Source organism: Grimontia celer, assembly GCF_900055185.1.
Lineage (GTDB): Bacteria > Pseudomonadota > Gammaproteobacteria > Enterobacterales > Vibrionaceae > Enterovibrio > Enterovibrio celer.
This window is the reverse complement of sequence record NZ_FIZX01000003.1, coordinates 231,436-249,248: the sequence shown is the minus strand read 5'-3', so window position 1 is coordinate 249,248 and position 17,813 is coordinate 231,436. Positions and strand designations below refer to the sequence as shown.

The window sequence follows — 17,813 nt, the reverse complement described above, 5'->3', positions numbered from 1 at the left end:
TACTACTTAACTCTTTTTACTGGGAAGCTGCCATAACCGCCAGTTTCTTGCGGATATCGACATCTAGATTGTTCACCCAGCGGTTGTAATTACGGTGGATTTTACCGTCGCTTTCCATCAAGTTCTCTGACTCCACATAATTAATGGAATAGCTCTTGTCGCTGTATGGAATTTCAATAACGGCGCGGTGCGAACGCACAAATAATTCACCACGAATGACGCCCGGGGTGGTTTCTGTCATGATCCAGCCACGGTCCACACCAGATTCAATAATTGCCTGTTTCACTGACGCTGCGGGAATATTGAAAGCAACCGGTGCATTTTCGACATTTTTAATTGGCTGAACACGACCACAGCCCGCCAGAACAAATGCCATTGCCAACAAAACGAGATATTTTTTAAATTTCACAACTGACTCCCTCTCTAATTTTAATCCCTTGGTTGCGCGATGTAGCCATTGCGATATGATCGCATTCTGACTTCCTACCAAGCGAAGTATTAAACACTGCTCAAGGCGCCAATACCTTGATCAGCCACATAATCAAAGATGTTATAGCACCACCGATGAGCAGTATTCAATTTAATATCCCGAGACTTTTCGCTTTGTCGCCCGGATTAGAAAACCCGGAAGACTGGACAAGATGGCAGCAAGATCAATGTCAGTGGCCGGATGACGCTCCTGCGCCAGCAGCCAGCACCATCCCGGCAATGATGAGACGTCGCATGAGTCCGCTGAGCAAAATTGTGGTTCAGGTTGCGGCAACCCTAGCAGCTGACGAGGACATCGCCTATACGGTTTTTTCAAGCCGACATGGTGAGCTTCAAAGAACCGTCCAGTTGCTTCAGGAAATTCTGGCTGGGGAGCCGGCTTCGCCCACAGCTTTCTCGCAATCCGTGCATAACACCGCAGCAGGCTTATTTACTATCGCGACGAAAAAACCTATCCCGGCCACATCTCTTGCGGGCGGTGCTGACGGATTTCACTATGCCTTGCTCGAAGCCTTCATTTATCTCAATCAACACCCAGATAAGAAAGTGTTGGTGGTCGATTTCGACGCGCCACTACCCGATGTTTACGCCCAGTTTGAACCCTACACAACCGCACCGTATGCAATAGGAATGGTGCTCCAAGCCGGCGATCAAATTCAGATTCAGCGCTCAACATCGGGTTCACGTAATAGCATTACGGTCTTGCCACAAGCGCTGGAGTTCTATCGTCAGTGGCTGGGTAGAAACGCTGACTTTGAGATGCAAAGTGCCCGTCAGCACTGGTCTTGGCAGGTAGGAGATTTTGAATGTTCCGATTAATCAGCAAATGGTGGCGGGTGTTGGCAACAGGCTTTTGTTTTAGCCTGTTCGGCCTTGGTGGCCTATTCCTGACCTTTATCGTTTGTCCTTTGATGACGTTCAGCGCGAAAAGCTCTAAGGAAAGAGAACTCCGCGTCCAACGCATCATTCAAAAGACCTTCACCATCTTTTGTTTGACCATGAAATACACCGGTGCGATTAACTACAAAATCACCGGTGGCGATATTCTTCGCGAAGACAGTAACTGCATCATCCTCGCCAACCACCCTAGTTTGATTGACTATGTGTTGATCACTTCCCAGCTCCCACAGTGCGACTGTCTGGTTAAATCCGCTATCTGGCACAATCCTTTTATGAAAGGTATTGTCAAAGCGGCAGGTTACATTCCCAACAACAGTCCAGATGACTTGCTCGAGCGCTGCGCAGAGCGGCTTGGTGACGGCAATGTCCTGCTTATTTTCCCAGAAGGCACCCGAACCACGCCAGGTGTTGAATCTTCGTTGCAACGTGGAGCATCTCAAATTGCTGTCCGTACCCAGACCGATATCCGTGTGGTGCATATTACTGTTACACCTAGCTTTCTCACGAAAGAGAAAAAGTGGTACCAAGTTCCGGACGTACGCCCCTTTTTTCATGTTGAGGTGAAGGGTAAGATAGCGGCGAGTGAATTTACCGATTCAGATATTGCAGAAGCGACGGCAGCCCGTCGCCTCAATAGACGACTCAAAAGGGAACTATTCCCACACAATAATAAAATTGAACAGCAAACAAACATAGAAGGCTACAGTGGACACATTACACAATGAAATAAAGCAGTTGATCATTGAGGCACTTAATCTCGAAGATCTGACGGTCGAAGATATTGATACCGATGCGCCACTTTTTGGGGAAGGGTTAGGTTTAGATTCCATTGACGCACTTGAGCTTGGACTGGCAATTAAAAAAGCTTACAACGTCGTCATTGATGCCGATGACAGCAATACTCGCGAGCATTTTGCCTCAGTCGCAAATCTAGCGAAGTTCATTTCGGCCAACAAAGCGTAATAGAAAATGACAGAAGTAAATAAAGCAGAAATATTCGAACAGGTTCGTGACGCTCTAGTGGAATTATTTGAGCTGGATCCTGCCGACATTATTCCTGAAGCCAAACTTTATGAAGAGCTGGACCTCGACAGCATTGATGCCGTAGATCTGGTTGTTCACCTGCAAAATACCACTGGCAAGAAAATTAAACCGGAAGAGTTTAAGTCTGTACGCTCTGTACAAGACGTTGTTGATGCCGTTGCAGACCTGCTAGCAGTTTAAAATGCGAAAGTTCAGCGCACTGGCAGGCCTTCTCCTGCTCGCTTATCCCTTGGCGGTTTACGCCGGGATTTCGCACGGAGGAGTTGGCCCTGTTGCGTTGTTGCTTGGCTTTCTGTTCTTGCTTCGGATGACTTCCAGCAAGGTGCTGGGAAGTAGCCCGCTGAGACATGTCGCGACGACGACAGGAATCATTGGCCTTCTGCTGGTTACCCTGAGCTATGTCTTCAAGCAACACGACTGGTTTCTGTATTATCCCGTCGCAGTCAACGCTACCATGTTTGGCGTTTTCGCCGCCAGCCTCTTCCAGCCAATGAGCATCATCGAACAGGTTGCCCGCCTTCAGGAGCCCGATTTGCCAGTTTCTGGCGTAAAATACACCCGCAACGTCACCAAAGTCTGGTGTTTGTTTTTTCTGGTGAACGGCGCAATCGCCTGGCTAACCTGCCTGATGTCGCTGGAGGTTTGGACGCTGTATAACGGCTTACTCAGTTATCTCGCTGCCGGCGCGCTCTTTGGTATCGAATTTATTATCAGGAAAAAGGTGCGCGCATCGTGAATCGTTTTACGTCCTTATCATCCCTCTGTCTGTCAGAACGCGACACAGACTTGCCCGTCGCATTGGGTGATGGTGGTAGAAAAAACTGGGGGGCATTTACTGATGATGTGGCAAAGCTCGCCTCAGTGTTAAAAGCATCTCCAGAACAAAAGTGGGCGCTGGCTTTTGAAGACAGCTACTTGTTTGCCACTGCCTTTTTTGCCTGTGCCCATGCGGGAAAATCTCTGGTTCTGCCGGGGAATTTACAGACGGGCGCTTTGACTGAGCTTTCAATCCATTTCGACGCCATCTTGCATGACAGCCGTGTGGCCACTCCTGTCGGCACCACCTCCGTATCACTGCCTCTGTCAGATACGCAAAGCACGTTTGATTTAAAACTTGAAGCCTTTGATTGGCTGGCTCTCACGCTGTACACATCAGGCTCCAGTGGCGAGCCGAAAGCGATAGAAAAATCACTGTTCCAGATTCAGGAAGAGCTCAACCAACTAGAAGCGCAATGGGGAGCAAAACTCGAAGGCGCTCATATTCAAAGCACCGTATCGCACCAGCATATTTATGGCTTGTTGTTCCGCCTGCTGTGGCCGCTTTCAGCTGGGAGAACATTCCAGTGCCACGATCTGGTTTACCCTGAACAAGTCGTCGTCAAAGCAGATGAACAGACCACCTTGATCAGCAGCCCTGCACTCTTGAAACGCATGATTGAACCCGCATCCGGCCAATATCGTGCGATATTTTCTTCCGGCGGACCTCTTCCGATATCGGCGGCGCATAGCAGCCAATCTTGCCTCGGCGCACTACCCATCGAAGTGTATGGCAGCACCGAAACCGGCGGGATTGGTTTTCGACAGCAATCCACTGAGACCACAGCCTGGCAACTTTTCAGTGGTATCCGCGCTCAATTGGATAATGTAGGCTGCCTGCAACTGCTTTCCCCTTACATCGACCCAGACCATTGGTATCAGACTGCAGATTTGTGCGAGCTTTATGACAACCACACCTTCCTGCTGAAAGGTCGTGCTGACCGCGTGGTAAAAATTGAAGAAAAGCGGGTCTCTTTGCCAGAAATCGAACAACGACTTTGCCAAAGCAACTGGATAACGGACGCTGCCAGCATTCTCCACCAGCAGGATGAAAGACAAATCATTGTCGCAGCAGTAGTATTGTCCGCAGAAGGTGAAAAGATGCTGGCTGAAACAGGGGCTGGGAAATTTAAACTGATGTTGAGGCAAAGCCTTCGAGAGTGGCTTGAGCCAATCGCCATCCCGCGCCAGTGGCGCTTTGTCGACGCCATTCCCCAAAACAGCCAGGGTAAACGTCAACGGCAAGCCATTGAGGCCTTGTTTAACCGGACACAGTGACAAGCGCAGCTAAAACGCTTACAGGAAAAACATGCAACGCAAACCCACATTACTCAAAGCAGAAACTGAAACCAACAGCGTGACTCTCACGCTGAGGGTTGATAGCAGCCTGGAAGATTTCAAAGGCCACTTCCCAACGTTTCCGATTCTGCCCGGCGTCACCCAAATCGATTTAGCCATGCGCTACGCCGAAGAGTATCTGCCACTGGATGGTCAGTTTGGTGGCATGGAGGTGATTAAGTTTCAAGACCCTATCCTGCCGGAAGCCGTCGTAACCCTGACTCTCACGTGGGATCCGGAGAAACGAAAACTCTACTTCAGCTACCAATCCAAAGACAGAGCCCATTCTTCAGGCCGCGTTTTGATCAGCGAGGCGAAATGAGCCACTACTCACCTTGCTTTCTCATCCCCTGCTACAACCACGGTGCCGCCATTGGCGCTGTCGTCGATGCGCTAAAAGCGTTTGAACTGCCGATTGTTATTGTGGATGACGGCAGTGAAGAGCCCACCAAAACGGTGCTGGATACGCTCTCACAGCAGGATGACGTGACACTTCACCGCCTTGAAGAAAACCAAGGCAAAGGCGGCGCAGTGATGGCAGGCTTGAAGCAGGCGCAAATACTGGGCTTCACCCATGCACTTCAAATCGACGCTGACGGACAACATGATCTCACCGCGGTACCCGCGTTAATCGAAGAATCTCAAACACACCCAGACTCCCTGATTTCCGGCAAGCCTATCTACGATGAATCGGTACCCAAGTCCCGATTGTACGGACGTTATATCACCCACTTCTGGGTGACGCTGGAAACACTGTCGACCACCATCAAAGATTCCATGTGTGGATTCAGAGCCTACCCGCTTGCCCAGACACTCAAAGTGATTGAAGTGTCTTCACCTGGCAAACGAATGGACTTTGATATTGAAATCATGGTGCGCCTTTACTGGGATGGCTGCGATATTCGGTATATCGACACCAAAGTGATTTATCCCGAAGACGGTTTGTCGCACTTTGATGCGTTTAAAGACAACGTTCGCATCAGCAAAATGCACAGCCTGCTGTTCTTTTCCATGTTGCCCAAAATCCCCCGATTGCTGGCAATGAAACGGAAAAACAGCCAACACTGGTCCGCCAGAAAAGAACGCGGCACCATTCTAGGTATCAAGCTACTTCTGGCCACATACAGCCTGTTGGGCAGAAAAGCCTTCAGCCTGATGCTGAAACCTGTGATGTATTACTACTGGTTAACAGGCAAAGTCGCGCGGGAAGCCTCTGAAGATTACCTGCAAAGAGTCGCCACCTATACCGGCGAAAAGCCACTAAGCAGCTATCATCACCTGCTCTCTTTTGGCGAAACCATGCTGGATAAACTCGCGGCTTGGAAAGGGGACTTTGACGTTTCCAACCTCACCATCACAGGCGGCGAACACTTTCGTCATCTGGTGGAAGACAAGCGCGGTGCAGTGCTGATTGGTTCCCACCTTGGCAATATCGAGCTTTGTCGCGCCCTCAGTCGTCGCCACTCAGGTGTCAAAATCAACGCGCTGGTGTTTACTGAGCATGCTGAGCAGTTCAATTCAGTGATGGACGAAGTGAACGCTGACGCTTCGGTTAACCTGATGTCGGTGTCGAACCTTGGCCCTGAAACTGCCATCATGCTCCAGCAAAAAATTGATGATGGCGAATGGGTGGTCATTGTCGGCGACAGAACGTCCGTGACCCGCGAAGGGCGCGTGGTCATGGCAGATTTTCTTGGCGAGCCTGCGCCTTTCCCGCAAGGGCCTTTCGTGCTTGCGTCGGTGCTGAAAGCCCCTGTTCTTTTATTGTTTGGCCTTCGTGATGAGCAAAGCCAAACACCGCACTTCAATGTGCACTTTGAACCGTTTTACGACCCAATTCGACTGCCCCGCGGAAAGCGTGAAGAAGCGCTTCAGGAAGTGGTCGAGCAATACGCAAAGCGCCTTGAGCACTACACCCTCAAAGCCCCATTGCAGTGGTATAACTTTTTTAAATTCTGGCAGTTAACGAGCAGCAACAATGACAAGTCACACGGATAACACCATCGTTTTTGGGGAAGCGCCCCTTACCATTGAATCTGTTGTCGCGATTGCCAATGGCAGCCGCGCCGCGCTGAATCCTTCCGAGGAATTTACGGCGCGAATCGACCGCGGCTCACGATTCCTTGAACGCCTATTGAAAGAAGAAGGTGTGATTTATGGCGTGACAACAGGTTATGGCGACTCTTGCACCGTGGCAATCCCACCAGCGCTCGTTAACGAACTGCCGCTGCACCTGACCCGTTTCCATGGCTGTGGTTTGGGCGACAACCTCGATCACGTACAAAGCCGTGCGGTACTGGCAACCCGCCTCAACTCGCTGACGCAAGGCGTGTCGGGCGTGACCATGGAGCTTCTGAGTCAGTTGGTCACCCTGATAAATCACGACATTTCCCCGCGTATTCCCCAGGAAGGCTCCGTCGGCGCCAGCGGTGATTTAACACCGCTGTCCTATGTTGCTGCTGCTCTGATTGGCGAGCGTGAAGTGATTTACAAAGGCCAGCTTCGACCGACTGCAGAAGTCTTTGCCGAGTTAGGTATCGAACCTATCACGCTGAAACCCAAAGAAGGTTTGGCGCTGATGAACGGCACGTCCGTGATGACCGCACTGGCCTGTCTTGCTTACAAACGTACAGAGTATCTGGCACAACTTTCTACCCGTATTACTGCCATGGTGTCGCTGGCAATGCATGGCAACGACTTCCATTTTGATGAAGCCTTGTTTGCCGTCAAACCTCATCCTGGTCAGCAGCAAATTGCTAAATGGCTGCGTGACGATTTGCAGGCAGACAAACCGCCTCGCAACAGCGACCGACTGCAAGATCGCTACTCGCTGCGCTGCGCGCCTCACGTTATTGGTGTGCTGCAGGACACCCTGCCTTGGGCGCGCCAGATGATCGAAAACGAACTCAACAGCGCCAACGACAACCCAATCATCGACGGTGACAACGAACGCGTGTTACATGGCGGTCATTTCTACGGCGGCCATATTGCTATGGTGATGGACTCGCTCAAAACCGCCATTGCGAACATTGCTGACCTGCTTGATCGCCAGATGGCACAGCTGATGGACTATAAGTTCAACAACGGCCTGCCGTTTAACCTCACTGGTGCGGAAGGCGATCGCAAGCCTATTAACCACGGTTTCAAAGCGGTACAAATCGGTATCTCTGCCTGGACGGCTGAAGCGTTAAAACACACCATGCCTGCGAGTGTCTTTTCACGCTCGACCGAATGTCATAACCAGGACAAGGTGAGCATGGGCACCATCGCCTCCCGTGATTGTCTGCGCGTGTTGCAGCTGACCGAACAAGTCACCGCAGCCAGCCTGTTGGCTGCCACGCAAGCACTGGAAATTCGCCGTAAGCATGGCGAACTGGATTTGAATCATTTCAGCCCAGCACTTCGCACCATGACAAAACACGTGTTGGATGAGTTTAAGATGGTGATTGAAGACCGCCCACTTGAGCAAGATCTTCGCCGTTTCGTTGATAACATCCAGCGGCAGGTTTGGGAGCTTTATTAATGACTGAGCGCACACTTAACGCCGAAGTGGTTATCATGACATCCTTTCAGGATGCCGACCCGATGGGCGTTATCTATCACGGCAATTACTTCCGCTACTTTGAGGAAGCCCGCCGCGTGATGATGGAAAAGATTGATTATGGCTACCTGGCCATGAGTGCCTCGGGTTACATGTGGCCGATCATCGACACTGCCGTGCGCTACGTAAAACCTATCCAGTTCAATCAGGAAATCCGTGTCACCGCGACATTGACCGAGTACGAAAACCGTCTTCGCACTGACTATGTCATTTACGACGCCGAAAGTGGCAAACGCCTGACCAAAGGGCATACCACTCAGGTGGCGGTGTCTATCGACGAGCAAGAAATGTGTTTTGTCTCGCCTAAAGCTCTGACAGATCGGCTGGAGGCGTACTTCAATGCTGCGTAAGCTTGTCACTGCGCTTTTGAGCTTCAGCCTGATGATATCTAGCCCTCTGACCTGGGCATTTGGACTTTCTGATCTGCAAAACACGCTGGAAAAGTCAGCCGTGATCAGCGGTGACTTCGAGCAAACCAAAGATATTGCGATGCTTAGTAAGCCTTTGGTATCAAACGGCAACTTCGTCTTGAGTGAAAAAGAAGGTCTACTTTGGCTTCAGGCTACGCCGTTTCCCGTCACCCTGATTCTGTCCGATCAAACGCTTCGCCAGAAAATGCCGGGTCAACCGGAACAGGTCATCCATGCCAAAGATAACCCGATGGCGTTTTATTTCAGCGACCTTTTCCTTGGTCTGTTCCATGCTGATGCAGATGTCCTAACCCAACAATTTAGCTTTGAGCTGGATGGCAGCCCTGAAGCGTGGACACTCGTGCTGACTCCAGCCGAGGCGCCACTGACAAAGGTCTTCAGTCAAATCACTTTATCAGGCGGTCACAACATTGATGCCCTGACGATGGAAGAGATCCGTGGTGACAAAACCAGAGTGACCTTCAGCAATATTCAACACGCATCAGCGCTGACTGACGAGGAGCGCCGTGCGTTCAACGACTAAAGCCATACTATGGCTGATTGCCCTGTCCCTTCTCGCAGCTACTGCAATACTGCGCCACCCAAGCGGCGCAGCGATGCTCGACACCAATATCCTTAACCTACTCCCTGAAAACCAGCAAGATCCCCTGGCTCAGAAAGCCTTCGATGAGGTGGCTGGCAGCATGGAAGATCAGGTGCTGTTCCTTATCTCCGCCGACAATCAAGACCAGACCATAAAAGCCGCCCGCACCTTTGAAACAGAACTTCAAACGCTGCCACTTTTCAGCAAAATAAACGGCAAATTGTCTGATGAAGAGCAATCAGCCTGGGTCAGCACCTATGCGCCTTACCGATACCAATTGCTGACGCTGGAACAACGCGAGATACTCAAGCACTCAGCTGCCACCCAGACCGCCAAAGTCATTCAACAGGTTTACAACCCTTTTTCCGGGGTGACTGGCGCTGAACTTTCTGGCGACCCTTTTTTGCTGTTCCGTGATTACCTGCAAACGATGAACAAGCAAAACCAACGCTTTTCCATCGCAGAAGGTTATCTGACCACAGAGCAGAACGGCACATTTTATGCTCTGCTCCGTGGCACGCTTTCTGGCTCAGCTTATGCCATGCAAACCCAACAACAGCTGGCAGAGCTCGCCCAATTAGAAGAAGCCACTGCCGCACAGTTTGACGCTCAAATCTTCCATACTGGCGTGGTGTTTTATGCGGCCTTTGGGACTGACAGTGCTAAATCTGAAATCAGCACCATCGGCGTTGGCTCACTGCTCGGCATCCTGCTTTTGGTGCTTTTGGTCTATCGTAGTCTTTTACCTGTCAGCCTAACCATACTGTCGATTGGTACAGGCGTCGTGACGGCTTTTTCCATCTGTCTTTTGGTATTTGGACAAATTCACCTGTTTAGCCTGGTCATTGGCGCCAGCCTGATTGGCGTATCGATAGACTATGCCTTCCACTATCTGACAGACCGCCTCGCGTCCGGCGCATCTTGGCGTTCAGAAGAGGGATTAAAACGCGTTTTTGTCCCTGTCACCTTTGGTCTGATTTCCACCCTGATTGCTTATCTCAGTATGTTAGTTGCCCCTTTCCCGGGGTTGCAGCAACTTGCATTGTTTTCAGCCGCAGGCCTGATTGGCGCTTACCTGAGTGTGATTTTCTGGTATCCACTGTTGGCAAAACGTCCAGCCCGATACCAGACGCTGCCTCTCGCAAATTCAAGCACGTGCTACCTGACGCTATGGCAACGGCCGCTGGTACGAGTGGCAATGCCTGTTTCTGCCTTGCTGGTCGCTCTGATTGGCTTTTTTAACGCAGACTACGATGACAACATCCGCCAACTGCAATCTCTGCCACCGGCCTTGCAGGAGCAGGAGTCGGTCATCAAGTCAGTAACAGGCCTCAGCAGTTCCCAGCCGATGCTGCTGGTCAAAGGAAGCAGCGAGCAGCAAGTACTGGAGAATGCTTACGCTCTCACGCCGGCACTTGAAAAACTTCGACGTGAAAACGTCCTCTCCGGTTATCAAAACCCCGCCGATTTGGTGCCACCAGCATCGGTGCAGCGAGAGAACTTTGCTCTTGTTCAATCTCTTTATCAGTCAGAAGGTGAAAAGCTCGCTGCACAAATTGGTTTGTCGACGTCGCCTCAACTCCCGAGCGACATTGATATTCTGACACCCGCGCTGATGCTTAACGCTCCGAGCAGTGAGCTGTTCTCATCTCTGTGGCTACAGCCTGATGAAAGGCAATTTGCCGCCATTGTGATGCTGCAAAACGCAACTGACATGAGCGCCATCAAACAAGCGATAGCACCTTTCCCAGAGGTAAGTGTGCTGAACAAAGCTGAGGAAGTTTCCAGCCTGTTTGGTCAGTACCGACTGCGTATTTCCATGTTGATGGGCATCGCCTGTCTGGCGATTTTAGGCGTGCTCTGCGTGCGATTCGGCGCTCACCGTGCACTTCGTATTTTAACCCCGCCTTTGCTCGCGGCGGGTGTAGCCTTGACCGCAGGCGCCATCAGTCCAGTTCCTATGAATTTGTTCAACCTGCTGGCACTGTTTCTCGTTTTGGGAATTGGTATCGACTACACCCTGTTTTTCGCTGAACACAAAGACAGTTATCGCGCCTTGGTCGCAAATAGCCTTGCTGCCTTGACGACCATACTCTCTTTCGGCTTGCTGTCTCTCAGCCAAACCGAAGCGATTCACAGTTTCGGTATTACTGTATTGGTGGGTATTGTTGTCGCCTGGCTGCTCGCGCCATTGGCCATCCAACAGCCAGAAAAGGAGCTTCATCAATGATTCGCGTTGTACTGTCTTTGGCTTTTTCTCTGCTGCTTTCTGCTTGCGCGGCAGTGCCTGATAGCAACCAGGTTGAAATTGCACCCGATAAGTTTGTCAGCTTACCTGCCCCTTCAGAGTTTGAAGGCACCGTCAGCGTGAACCAGCTTATTACCGCGAAGTGGAGTGACAGTACACAGGTGCTTCCCGTGCATCTTGAGATCACCGAATCAGACGTCGTTTTAGTGGGATTCTCCAGTTGGGGCACCCGATTACTGACGCTCAATTACGATGGACAGACTCTGGAAACCGACAACCTCACAGGTCTCGGTGCCGTGTTGCCTGATGGAAAACAGGTGCTCATGAACCTGATGTTGACCTTATGGCCGGCCACTTCGTGGCAACCACATCTTTCACCGATTGGATGGCAACTGGTTGATGATGCTACAAGCCGAACCCTACTCGATGAGAACGGCGAAACCGTGGCGAAAATACAGTATGATGAGCCCAAGGTTGCAGGAGGAGTTCCAGCTGATATCCAGTTTGAGCAAGTGCGCCAGCACTACCAAATCAAGATTCAAACCCTCGAATAACGGAAGAACAGATCGCAATGACCGACGCAGATACACAAACAACTCCGGTTTATATCCATGCTTGCGGTTCGCACTCCGCACTGGGTGTGCGCTCTGAAGATATCCACCGAAATCTGCAAAGCGGCAAGAGTGACGGCATCGAAGCCGAACGTTTCACTCTTAATGATGGCAAGGAAGTAATCGTAGGGCGCGTCCTGGAAGACCTTCCTGACATCCCTGCACAATTCCAACATCAACAGACACGAAACAACCGTCTGGCCCTGTCCGCCCTTCAGCAAATTCGGGGCGCCGTTGAAAACGCCATGGGTAAATACGGTGAGGATCGCGTCGCCGTTATTGTTGGCTCCAGCACCTCAGGTATTTCCAACGGTGAAATCGCCCTTAGCGAGCAATTGCAAACCGGCGAGCTGCCAGAGAGTTATCACTACTACCAGCAAGAGCTGAGTAACCTCTCTGATTTTATCAGTGACTACTTTGGGCTTTCCGGACCAAGTTATGTGGTGTCCACCGCCTGTTCATCGAGCGGAAAAGTGTTCCTTTCTGCTAAAAGGCTGCTGCAATCAGGTATGGCTGACGCCGTGATAGTCGGTGGCGCAGACACCCTTTGCCGTTTAACACTGAACGGTTTTCATGGCTTGGAATCTGTCTCTTCCGGCCTATGCCGCCCGTTTGGCGAAGGGCGCGACGGCATCAATATTGGTGAAGCCGCCGCGTTTATGCTGCTTTCTCTCGAGCGCCCGGAAGAAGCTGAACCGATAGCATTGCTTGGCGCAGGTGACAGTTCCGATGCGCACCATATCTCCGCCCCAGAACCGGAAGGTCGCGGCGCAGAAGAGGCCATGATCAAAGCATTAGCAGATGCCGGACTGTCGCCAGACAAGATTGGTTACGTCAATGCACACGGCACCGCCACGCCTCTCAACGATGCGATGGAGTCCAAAGCCATCAGACGAGTATTAGGTAATAATGTTCCGGTTAGCTCAACTAAACCACTGACGGGCCACACGCTGGGTGCCGCCAGTGCGATAGAGGCTGCCATTTGTTGGCAAATCCTTCGCTACAATCTCACGCTACCCATCCCTGATGCGCAAGCAGGTCGCGACCCAGAGATCGCGCCAATTCGTCTGGTAGCAGCAAATGACAGACTGGAAAAACACGCTATTTTGAGCAACTCGTTTGCCTTTGGCGGGAACAACGTATCGCTAATTTTTGGAAAACTATGAGTTCGCAATTACAACTTCACGAGCTGCTGCCTCACGAGGCACCCATGATCCTTCTCGATACGCTGATTGATGTCGGTGATATGCATGTGCACTGTCAGGTAACATCCAGTGAGAGCAGTTTGTTTTTCGATAAAAACATGAACGGTATTCCAGGGTGGGTGGGCATTGAGCTAATGGCTCAGTCTGTTGCCGCCTGGTCGGGTTATCAGGCGAGCAAAGAAAACAAAGCGCCACCTATTGGATTTTTGTTGGGCAGTCGCCGCTACAAATGTGATACCCCAAGCTTTCCTGCCGGTGCGCTTTTAGATGTGCACGCCAACCATGTGATGGAAAGCAATGGTATGGCCGTATTTGCCTGCACCATAGAACATGAGGGTAAGGAAATCGCATCGGCCCAGCTCAATGCGTATGTGCCTTCAGAAGAAAAGTTACAGCAAATGTTAAAAGGAACGTCCCAATGAGTCGTGATGTATTGGTTACCGGCGCAAGCAAAGGCATTGGCCGAGCTATCGCCATTCAACTTGCCAAAGACGGTTTCAATATCGTGATCCATTATGGTCGTGACAAAACGGGCGCTGAAGCGACGCTGGCAGACATCACTGAGTTGGGTGGTTCTGGTCGTTTAATCTCTTTTGACATTGCCAACCGCGAACAATGCCGTCTTGAACTTGAGGCGGATATGGCAACCCATGGTGGATACTATGGCGTTGTAAACAATGCAGGTGTGACAGCTGACACCGCTTTTCCGGCCATGACAGAAGATGAGTGGGATGGCGTGGTTCATACCAACCTTGATGGTTTCTATAACGTGCTGCACCCTTGCGTGATGCCAATGATTCAGTGCCGCCGCGGCGGACGAATCGTAACCATGGCATCGGTTTCCGGTCTGATGGGTAACCGCGGACAAACCAATTACAGTGCCGCCAAAGCCGGTATTATTGGTGCCACCAAAGCATTGGCTCTGGAACTCGCAAAGCGCAAAATCACCGTAAACTGCGTGGCTCCAGGCCTTATCGATACTGGTCTGGTGGATGAACACGTGAAAGAACATGCCCTTCCTCAGGTGCCACTGCGCCGAATGGGCAAACCTGAAGAAGTGGCAGGCCTGGTCAGCTATCTGATGTCAGATTCCGCCAGCTACGTCACCCGACAGGTAATCTCAGTCAATGGAGGACTGATATGAATCGCAGAGTTGTTATCACTGGCATGTCCGGTGTTACTGCATTCGGTAACGACTGGCAAAGTGTCCAGCCAAAGCTTGCGGCGATGCAAAATGCCGTTCGCTACATGCCTAATTACGAGCAATATGATGGCCTCAACACCAAACTGGCTGCGCCAGTAGAAGGGTTCAGTGTGCCAAAACACTATCCACGTAAGAAAGTACGTGGCATGGGGCGCGTTTCCCAGCTCTCCACAGTGGCAACAGAAAATGCCCTCGAACAAAGTGGCCTGATTGGCAATGAAGTGCTGACCAACGGACAGACAGGTATTGCCTACGGCTCCTCCACAGGCAGTACACCTGCGATTGGTGCGTTTGGTGTAATGTTGAACGACAAGAGCACCCGCGCCATTACCGCGACAACCTACGTGCAAATGATGCCTCACACGACTGCAGTGAATGTGGGTCTGTTCTTTGGCCTGAAAGGCAGAGTGATCCCGACCAGTAGCGCATGTACTTCCGGCAGTCAGGCGATTGGTTACGCCTATGAAGCCATTAAGCACGGCTACCAGACCGTGATGGTGGCTGGCGGTGCGGAAGAACTTTGCCCAACTGAATCTGCCGTTTTCGACACCCTGTTTGCCACCAGCCTGAAAAACAACGAACCGGAAAAAACACCGCGGCCATATGACACAGAGCGTGATGGCCTGGTGATTGGTGAAGGCGCTGGCACACTGGTGCTGGAAGAATACGAGCATGCTGTTAACCGTGGCGCAAACATCATTGCCGAGATTGTTGGCTTTGCCAGCAATTGCGATGCCGCACATGTCACCCAGCCTACCAAGGAAACCATGCAGATTTGTATGGAGATGGCGCTGCGTGATGCCAATCTGGCACCAGAAAAAATTGGCTATGTTTCCGCGCACGGTACAGCCACTGAAAAAGGGGATATCGCAGAGAGCAACGCCACCGCGAATATCTTTGGCAACCAGACGCCTATCAGCTCATTGAAAAGCTATTTTGGCCACACTCTTGGTGCTTGTGGTGCCATTGAAGCCTGGCTGAGCCTTGAGATGATGAACAGTGGCTGGTTCAGCCCTACCCTAAACCTCGACAACATCGACCCGGCTTGTGGCGAACTGGACTACATCCGCGGCGAAGGGCGCCACATCGACTGTGAATACATCATGAGCAATAACTTTGCCTTTGGTGGTATCAATACGTCGATTATCTTCAAGCGCGTCTGATATAGGGGCTGTTGACCTTTGGTGATGACTTTTGCAGCAGTTTGTGGGGATTTTATGCAAGGCAGAAGCTTCGATGTGTAGCTAGCCTACATGAGAAGCTGATAACACAGCAGAAATTCCCCACAAACGCTGCCCGAAGGGTTCTGCTCTAAGCGTTTTATTCTTTGTTGAGGCGTATTTGCTTAGAGTAACTAGGCGGCACACGCCTCGCCGCGCCTAAAACGCTTATAGCTAGAACAAAATTCAACCACCAAAGGTCAACAGCCCCTAGCCACAGATAGCAAAACGCCCGCAGAAGCGGGCGTTTTTGTTTGTATGGTCGGCGTTGAAGAAAGAAGCTAGTTGGTCTCTAACAGCACGGTCGCTACGGCATAGCGTTTCTCATCAGCGATGGTGAGGAAAATGTTCTTCACGCCACGCTCGTCAGCAAGCCTTCGCGCTACACCGGAGAAATCCACCACAGGCTTTCCAAGCTCATCGTTAGAGACTTCAAAGTCATGGAAGGTTACACCACAAGCGATCCCCGTCCCAAGAGCCTTTGAAGCCGCTTCTTTCACTGCGAAGCGCTTGGCAAGAAAGCGAGCCGGGAAGTTGGAGCCGGAATAGGTTTCCAACTCGTTTTCTGTCAGGACACGTTTAGCAAATGCATCTCCGGTGCGCGCGATGATTTTCTCAAGGCGCTCAATTTCTACGATGTCAGTACCAAGGCCAACCACTGCCATTAGCGACGCGCTTCCAGCATCAGAGCTTTCATGTCTGCAACCGCTTTTGGCAAGCCTTCAAATACCGCACGGCCTACAATCGCGTGGCCGATGTTCAGCTCGTAAATCTCTGGAATCGCCGCAATAGGCTTCACGTTGTGGTACGTCAGACCGTGACCAGCGTTCACCTTGATACCCAGATCGTCTGCGTAGCTCGCACCCGCTGCAATTTTCTTCAGCTCTGCCTGCATGTCTTCTTCAGTCGTCGCTTCTGCATAATGGCCTGTGTGCAGCTCAATAAAAGGGGCACCACAGGCTTTTGCTGCGTCGATTTGCGCACGGTCTGCATCAATGAATAGCGACACTTTAATGCCCGCTGCAGTCAGCGTTTCCGTTGCAGCTTTTACTTTCTCAAGCTGACCCGCCACGTCTAAACCGCCTTCGGTGGTCAGCTCTTCGCGTTTTTCAGGGACCAGACACACGTATGCCGGCTTTACTTCCAGCGCGATGTTGACCATCTCATCAGTCACTGCCATTTCCAGGTTCATGCGAGTCTGGATGGTGTCTTTCAGAATATGAACGTCACGGTCTTTAATGTGGCGACGGTCTTCACGCAAGTGAACGGTAATACCATCCGCGCCCGCACGCTCTGCAATATCTGCAGCGTGGACAGGATCAGGGTATTGGGTGCCACGCGCATTACGAACGGTCGCGACGTGGTCAATATTGACGCCCAGATAAATGGTATTCATTGCGTTAATTTCCTTGTTCTTAACATAAAAAGCTCACGGCTTTTGAGCGGTTTGGAGCCAAGATAAGGCTTGAGGGCCAAGCGTGTAAAGCGCTTCGCCGCTTTTAGCTGTTCTGCCGTTGAGAATTGTCTTGTTGCCAGCGCTTCTAAGTCGCTGCCCGTAAAAGTGAGGTTATTGCTTTTCATCAGCGAGGCGACAAAACCTTGCTGCTCCCGGAAGATATACGTCATCGATGTATCGACTGGCTCACCGCTACCCGCACAATGCAGGAAATCGACCCCGTATCCGAGCGAGTCCAACAAGGCGAGTTCGAAGCGTCGTAACGCAGGCTCAGGATTGCTGTGCTGAGCAAGGTCAGTCAGCGCATTGACATAGTCAAAGAAGAGTTGATGGTACGCGGTTTCAGGCTCTACAACCCGGCTTAAGATCTCATTGAGATAAAAGCCTGAAAACAGGGCATTGCCTGAAAGCGGGATCGCAAGCCCCATGGCTTCAGCATGACGCAAGGTATGCATTTCGCCGCGGCCGGACCATTTCATCAAGAGAGGAGTAAAAGGCTGGAGCGCCCCTTTTAAAGGAGAGCGTTTACCACGGGCGCCTTTCGCCATTAAACTGACGCGCCCGTGATTTTCGCTGAAAACATCCAGAATCAGGCTGGTCTCACTGTAGGGTCGTGAGTGCAGAACAAAGCAGCGCTGCAAGCCTTCCATATTGCTCCTGAATGTCT

At 51.3% G+C, this 17,813-nt stretch carries 21 protein-coding genes; 17 read left to right on the top strand and 4 right to left on the bottom strand.

The genetic code is table 11. From position 1 onward, the window contains the following. Positions 1-16: 16 nt before the first annotated feature. Positions 17-376 carry a hypothetical protein gene (locus tag GCE9029_RS19785; protein ID WP_062666334.1) on the bottom strand — a complete coding sequence of 120 codons (360 nt, stop codon included), beginning with the start codon at positions 374-376 and terminating at the stop codon, positions 17-19. Between the two features lie 188 nt (positions 377-564). Here GCE9029_RS19785 and GCE9029_RS19780 point away from each other — a divergent pair, with 188 nt between their 5' ends. From GCE9029_RS19780 to GCE9029_RS19700, 17 genes are read left to right on the top strand one after another with little or no spacing between them, the layout of a single operon-like run. After that, entirely contained in the window at positions 565-1,308 is a 744-nt protein-coding gene (locus tag GCE9029_RS19780) for a beta-ketoacyl synthase chain length factor (protein ID WP_063856918.1), read from the top strand. Then, positions 1,296-2,114 (top strand): lysophospholipid acyltransferase family protein, encoded by an 819-nt coding sequence (locus GCE9029_RS19775; protein WP_062666220.1) that lies wholly within the window; start codon positions 1,296-1,298, stop codon positions 2,112-2,114. The genes GCE9029_RS19780 and GCE9029_RS19775 overlap by 13 nt, the downstream gene beginning before the upstream one ends. After that, a complete protein-coding gene (locus tag GCE9029_RS19770; RefSeq protein ID WP_062666218.1) occupies positions 2,095-2,352 on the top strand; it encodes a phosphopantetheine-binding protein in 258 nt (85 codons plus the stop codon). Before GCE9029_RS19775 ends, GCE9029_RS19770 begins: the two co-directional genes overlap by 20 nt. Before the next feature lie 6 nt (positions 2,353-2,358). Further along, on the top strand, positions 2,359-2,613 hold the full coding sequence (locus GCE9029_RS19765) for an acyl carrier protein (protein ID WP_062666217.1): 255 nt from the start codon (positions 2,359-2,361) through the stop codon (positions 2,611-2,613). Position 2,614: 1 nt separating this feature from the next. After that, positions 2,615-3,169, top strand: a complete 555-nt coding sequence (locus GCE9029_RS19760; protein ID WP_062666215.1) for a COG4648 family protein — start codon at positions 2,615-2,617, stop codon at positions 3,167-3,169. Then, positions 3,166-4,527: an AMP-binding protein gene (locus tag GCE9029_RS19755; RefSeq protein WP_062666213.1), complete on the top strand. Its 1,362-nt coding sequence runs from the start codon at positions 3,166-3,168 to the stop codon at positions 4,525-4,527. The genes GCE9029_RS19760 and GCE9029_RS19755 overlap by 4 nt, the downstream gene beginning before the upstream one ends. Positions 4,528-4,558: 31 nt before the next feature. After that, complete coding sequence (locus GCE9029_RS19750) at positions 4,559-4,909, top strand: ApeI family dehydratase (RefSeq protein ID WP_062666211.1); 351 nt, start codon at positions 4,559-4,561, stop codon at positions 4,907-4,909. Next, entirely contained in the window at positions 4,906-6,585 is a 1,680-nt protein-coding gene (locus GCE9029_RS19745) for a glycosyltransferase family 2 protein (RefSeq protein ID WP_062666209.1), read from the top strand. Before GCE9029_RS19750 ends, GCE9029_RS19745 begins: the two co-directional genes overlap by 4 nt. Beyond that, entirely contained in the window at positions 6,566-8,110 is a 1,545-nt protein-coding gene (locus tag GCE9029_RS19740) for an HAL/PAL/TAL family ammonia-lyase (RefSeq protein ID WP_062666207.1), read from the top strand. The genes GCE9029_RS19745 and GCE9029_RS19740 overlap by 20 nt, the downstream gene beginning before the upstream one ends. Next, on the top strand, positions 8,110-8,538 hold the full coding sequence (locus tag GCE9029_RS19735) for an acyl-CoA thioesterase (RefSeq protein ID WP_062666205.1): 429 nt from the start codon (positions 8,110-8,112) through the stop codon (positions 8,536-8,538). Before GCE9029_RS19740 ends, GCE9029_RS19735 begins: the two co-directional genes overlap by 1 nt. After that, positions 8,528-9,142, top strand: a complete 615-nt coding sequence (locus GCE9029_RS19730) for an outer membrane lipoprotein carrier protein LolA (RefSeq protein ID WP_062666203.1) — start codon at positions 8,528-8,530, stop codon at positions 9,140-9,142. The genes GCE9029_RS19735 and GCE9029_RS19730 overlap by 11 nt, the downstream gene beginning before the upstream one ends. Continuing rightward, the gene (locus tag GCE9029_RS19725; RefSeq protein WP_062666201.1) at positions 9,126-11,432 is read left to right on the top strand and encodes an MMPL family transporter; all 2,307 of its coding nucleotides are present in this window, start codon (positions 9,126-9,128) and stop codon (positions 11,430-11,432) included. The genes GCE9029_RS19730 and GCE9029_RS19725 overlap by 17 nt, the downstream gene beginning before the upstream one ends. Next, positions 11,429-12,004 carry a DUF3261 domain-containing protein gene (locus tag GCE9029_RS19720; protein ID WP_062666198.1) on the top strand — a complete coding sequence of 192 codons (576 nt, stop codon included), beginning with the start codon at positions 11,429-11,431 and terminating at the stop codon, positions 12,002-12,004. The genes GCE9029_RS19725 and GCE9029_RS19720 overlap by 4 nt, the downstream gene beginning before the upstream one ends. 17 nt (positions 12,005-12,021) lie before the next feature. After that, entirely contained in the window at positions 12,022-13,227 is a 1,206-nt protein-coding gene (locus GCE9029_RS19715; RefSeq protein ID WP_062666196.1) for a beta-ketoacyl-[acyl-carrier-protein] synthase family protein, read from the top strand. Further along, positions 13,224-13,688 (top strand): hotdog family protein, encoded by a 465-nt coding sequence (locus GCE9029_RS19710; protein WP_062666194.1) that lies wholly within the window; start codon positions 13,224-13,226, stop codon positions 13,686-13,688. Before GCE9029_RS19715 ends, GCE9029_RS19710 begins: the two co-directional genes overlap by 4 nt. Next, positions 13,685-14,410, top strand: coding sequence for a 3-ketoacyl-ACP reductase FabG2 (locus tag GCE9029_RS19705; protein WP_062666193.1), 726 nt, complete (start codon positions 13,685-13,687; stop codon positions 14,408-14,410). Before GCE9029_RS19710 ends, GCE9029_RS19705 begins: the two co-directional genes overlap by 4 nt. Further along, positions 14,407-15,633 carry a beta-ketoacyl-ACP synthase gene (locus tag GCE9029_RS19700; protein ID WP_062666191.1) on the top strand — a complete coding sequence of 409 codons (1,227 nt, stop codon included), beginning with the start codon at positions 14,407-14,409 and terminating at the stop codon, positions 15,631-15,633. Before GCE9029_RS19705 ends, GCE9029_RS19700 begins: the two co-directional genes overlap by 4 nt. 338 nt (positions 15,634-15,971) lie before the next feature. On the opposite strand, the gene acpS is transcribed toward GCE9029_RS19700, so the two are convergent. The 3 genes from acpS to recO are packed head-to-tail and all read right to left on the bottom strand — an operon-like array spanning position 15,972 to position 17,796. Beyond that, on the bottom strand, positions 15,972-16,355 hold the full coding sequence (acpS, locus tag GCE9029_RS19695; RefSeq protein WP_062666189.1) for a holo-ACP synthase: 384 nt from the start codon (positions 16,353-16,355) through the stop codon (positions 15,972-15,974). Continuing rightward, complete coding sequence (gene pdxJ / locus GCE9029_RS19690) at positions 16,355-17,086, bottom strand: pyridoxine 5'-phosphate synthase (RefSeq protein WP_062666187.1); 732 nt, start codon at positions 17,084-17,086, stop codon at positions 16,355-16,357. The genes acpS and pdxJ overlap by 1 nt, the downstream gene beginning before the upstream one ends. After that, a complete protein-coding gene (recO, locus tag GCE9029_RS19685) occupies positions 17,083-17,796 on the bottom strand; it encodes a DNA repair protein RecO (protein WP_062666185.1) in 714 nt (237 codons plus the stop codon). Before recO ends, pdxJ begins: the two co-directional genes overlap by 4 nt. Positions 17,797-17,813 lie beyond the last annotated feature (17 nt).